This is a genomic window from Pseudomonadota bacterium (assembly GCA_011049115.1).
Classification (GTDB): domain Bacteria; phylum Desulfobacterota; class Anaeroferrophillalia; order Anaeroferrophillales; family Tharpellaceae; genus DSCM01.
Genome location: DSCM01000085.1, coordinates 1 through 2,735, shown reverse-complemented (window position 1 = coordinate 2,735; position 2,735 = coordinate 1). Strand labels below are relative to the sequence as shown.

2 protein-coding genes are annotated in these 2,735 nt (G+C 57.4%); both read left to right on the top strand.

Annotated elements, in window-relative coordinates; genetic code table 11:
- Positions 1-492 precede the first annotated feature (492 nt).
- Positions 493-1,410, top strand: coding sequence for a hypothetical protein (locus tag ENN66_07105; protein HDS16366.1), 918 nt, complete (start codon positions 493-495; stop codon positions 1,408-1,410).
- 314 nt (positions 1,411-1,724) lie between these two features.
- A partial coding sequence (locus ENN66_07100) for a hypothetical protein (GenBank protein ID HDS16365.1) occupies positions 1,725-2,735 on the top strand: 1,011 nt, incomplete at its 3' end.

Sequence of the window (2,735 nt, the reverse complement as noted above, 5' to 3'; positions counted from 1 at the left end):
GGGAAATCTGCGATCCCGGCAATCCGGCAGCCAACGCCAGGGGCTGCGTGGTCATTACTCCTCCGGCCAACGCCCACCTGGAAGGTGATCAATATATCTGCGATGAAGGTTATGAGTGGAATGCCGCGCTGACCGATTGTCTTCTGCGGGAGACATGTCCGGAACATGCTTTCAGATTTCAGCAGGAGTGTCATTGCGAGGCCGGTTATGCCTGGAACGCGGACCAGACCGCCTGCCTCAGGATTCACAGTCTTTACTATCCCCATGTGGCCTGTATCGATGGATGGCAAACCGAGATCTGTCTGATCAACCCCAGCGCCACGGAAATCCTGCATGGGAGCATCAAGTATTTCAGTAATTCCGGAATTCTGCTGGAGCCGGAACGGGTTCTGGCCCTGGCCCCGCATGCCCGTCATCAATTTACCCTGACGGCGGCTTCGCCCGGGGGCCGAGGATCTGGGCTATATCGTCTTTGCCTCTTTCTCCGAGACCATGTGCGGCTATCTGAAATTTTATCTCAATGGGAAATACCGCGTCGCCATTCCGGCTTCCCGGGAAAAGCTTGGAGATGACAACCTTTATATTTCACATATCGCCTCCGATTCAATCTGGTGGACCGGGATCAGTCTGCTGAACACCACTTCGGCCAGTAAACGAGTCACTTTTACTTTTGATGACGGCAGGGAGCGCTCGCTGGCCCTGGCCGGCAACCAGCATCGGGCTTTCCCGGTTGCCGAGCTTTTCGACTCGGAAAAACAGCCCGATATTCACTCGGCTGAAATAACGCAAGCCGCCGGGGTGGTCGGCCTGCAACTCTTTGGCGGGGGAAATCAGTTGAGCGGTATTCTTTTGAAAGACGCGACCGCGCCTGCGCTTTATTTTCCTCATCTGGTCAGCAATGATTTCTGGTGGACCGGGGTTGTCGCCTATAACCCTCGGCAAAGTTCCTGCAGCCTGAGAATCACGCCTTACGCGGAAGACGGTGAACAACTGACGGAGCAGACCTTCATCCTGGGCAGCCACGAGAAATATCTGGGAACCCTCTCCAGTCTTGATTTGCCGGAAAGATCGGCCTGGTTCAAGCTGGAAACCGATGTCGGCATAACCGGTTTTGAACTTTTCGGCACCAATGACGGTAATCTGCTGGCGGGTTACACCGGCGTCGGCAGCGCCTCTCGTAAAGCCATTTTTCCGAAACTAGAGGATGACGGCTGGACCGGAATCGCGTTTGCCAATATCGCTTCCGTTCCGGCCAATATCGCCGCCCTTACATTCTATAATGATGCCGGGGTGGCGGTAGCCAACGGCAGCCTCTTGGTGGGGGGCTGCGCCAAGGTGATGGGCAGCGCCGAAAACCTTCTTCGGGTTGATACCAGCGGAGCGACCTATATGGATTATTCTTCCGACTAGGAAGTGGTTGGTTTTCAGCTTAACGGCTCGTCGGACAATATGATGCTCGATGCCTTACCGGGACTTTGGCGGTGATGAAAGAGGATATGGGTCGCAAGGGGAAATCGCGCTTGAACCCGCCGCCGGTCGGGCAGAGGCTGCCTTCCGCCGATGGTTCTGCTTTTAGCGAGGCGGAGGTGGATGAAATTTTGCGCCCGGATAGTTCATGATTGGTTTAAAAAAACAGGAAATTGTTGGTTGTGATTTAGCGTCCGATAATCGCGGGGAGGACGCCGGTTGCTAATCTGCCGGTTTCGACAATGAAGGAGTCGACGATGAAAAAAAGATTTTCCCCGAAGCTTCTGCTGTTTGTTCCTTTCTGCATGGTCGCTCTGGGTTTTTCCCTGGCCCTGAAGCCGCTTTGCGGTCTGGCGGCGGAGAATGCTTATTATTATTTTCAGGGCGCGGCAAAGGTGGTTCTCAACCCCAGTCCCAATTTATTGGTTGTCAGCCGGTCCGCCACGGAAAAAGGCCTGACCGAGAAAGCCCTGGCCCGGGTCGGCGCGGAGCTCGATTCTTTAAGCGCGGTTCCGCAACTGCAGAGCCGGGGGCTGTCCCTTTATCGTCGGACCCCGGTGGCCGGCGGCCCCGGTACCCAGGCAAAATCCCTGAGCTCGCTGTTGCGGGAGTCGGAAACAAAAAATCTGGTGACTCAGCCGGTTTTCGAGCAGGGCCAGGCGCTGCTCATTCCGACGGCCGAGATCATTGTCACCTTTAAGACGGAAGCCGAGGCTGAAGTCGGCAGGCAGCGCTTGCAGACGCTGTTTGCCGCCGAGGGCATCAGCGAAAGCCGGGTGCTTGATCGGCAGAATCTTTTACTGACCATCTCCGCTCCAGGCGATGGACGCTGCTACGCGGTCTGCCGCCGTTTGGCGCAGGAGCGCGACATCAGTGTCGCCGAGCCCAATCATCTGGTCATCATGCTGGATGAACAGCGGCCCCAGGAGAAAACCCTGTCTGTCGGCATGGTTGCCGATCCGGGTCGGCTGATTGCCCTGCATGAGCCCCTGCCGTTACCCGCCGTTGCCAAACAGCCTGACCCGGCGGCGGCCTCCGGCTGGCAGGTGTTGTTCAGTCTCGATGCCGAAGCCGAGGTTTACCCTCCTCCCGGCTGGGCCTTGAAAACCGCGCCCGGCAAAAGCGCGGCGGCCTGGGGGCCGACCAATTATCGGGCTTTCAGCGGTAAACGTTCCCTGTATTGCGCGGCTTGGGGGCCTGACGCTGTCGTTCCTCCGGGCCCGGCCCCGGTGAATATGGGCGCCTATCTTTTTTCTCCGCCGCTGGCG

Coding starts and splice junctions, on each gene's coding strand:
- ENN66_07105 (HDS16366.1), top strand. CDS start 493: ATGTGCGGCTATCTGAAATTTTATCTCAATGGGAAATACCGCGTCGCC.